Here is an 805-nt window from a genome sequence, read left to right on the forward strand (position 1 = left end):
ATGCCCATCCACGATCCCCTGAACACCGAGCCCCTCGACGTTCGCGAAGTCCTCGATCGCGGGCAGCGTGCCGACCCGCTCGGCCGCGCCACGCGCGACGGCCTGGGCGATCGGGTGCTCGGAGGCGTGCTCCAACGCTCCCGCCAGACGCAGCACCTCACCCTGCTCCTGCCCGTCGGCGGTGTGCACCTCGATCAGGGTCATCTTGCCCTCGGTGACCGTGCCGGTCTTGTCCAAAACGACCGTGTCGATCTTCCGGGTCGACTCCAGCACCTCCGGACCCTTGATCAGGATGCCGAGCTGGGCCCCCCTACCGGTGCCGACCAGCAACGCGGTCGGGGTCGCCAGACCAAGCGCACACGGGCAGGCGATAATCAACACCGCCACCGCGGCGGTGAACGCCGCCCCCACACCGTCCCCGGTACCCAGCCAGAAACCCAGCGTGCCCAGAGCGAGCGCGATCACGACCGGGACGAAGACGCCGGAGATCCGGTCGGCCAACCGCTGGACCTGCGCCTTACCGGTCTGCGCCTCCTCCACCAGCCTGGCCATCTGGGCGAGCTGGGTATCGGAGCCGACCCGGGTCGCCCGGACGACCAAGCGGCCGCCGGCGTTGACCGTCGCGCCGGTCACCGCATCCCCCGGCCGCACCTCCACCGGCACCGACTCACCCGTCAGCATCGAGGCGTCGACCGCGGAGGCGCCCTCCTCGATCACCCCGTCGGTGGCGATCTTCTCGCCGGGACGGACCACGAACCGGTCCCCCACCGCGAGCTGATCACTCGGGATCCACACCTCCGCCCCA

The 805-nt window shown here is 70.8% G+C and carries 1 protein-coding gene; it reads right to left on the reverse strand.

The window, feature by feature from the left end:
- A partial coding sequence (locus AWQ68_RS00145) for an HAD-IC family P-type ATPase (RefSeq protein ID WP_157544720.1) occupies window positions 1-805 on the reverse strand: 805 nt, incomplete at both ends.

Origin of the sequence: Microtetraspora fusca (assembly GCF_001570365.1) — a bacterium.
GTDB lineage: Bacteria > Actinomycetota > Actinomycetes > Streptosporangiales > Streptosporangiaceae > Microtetraspora > Microtetraspora fusca.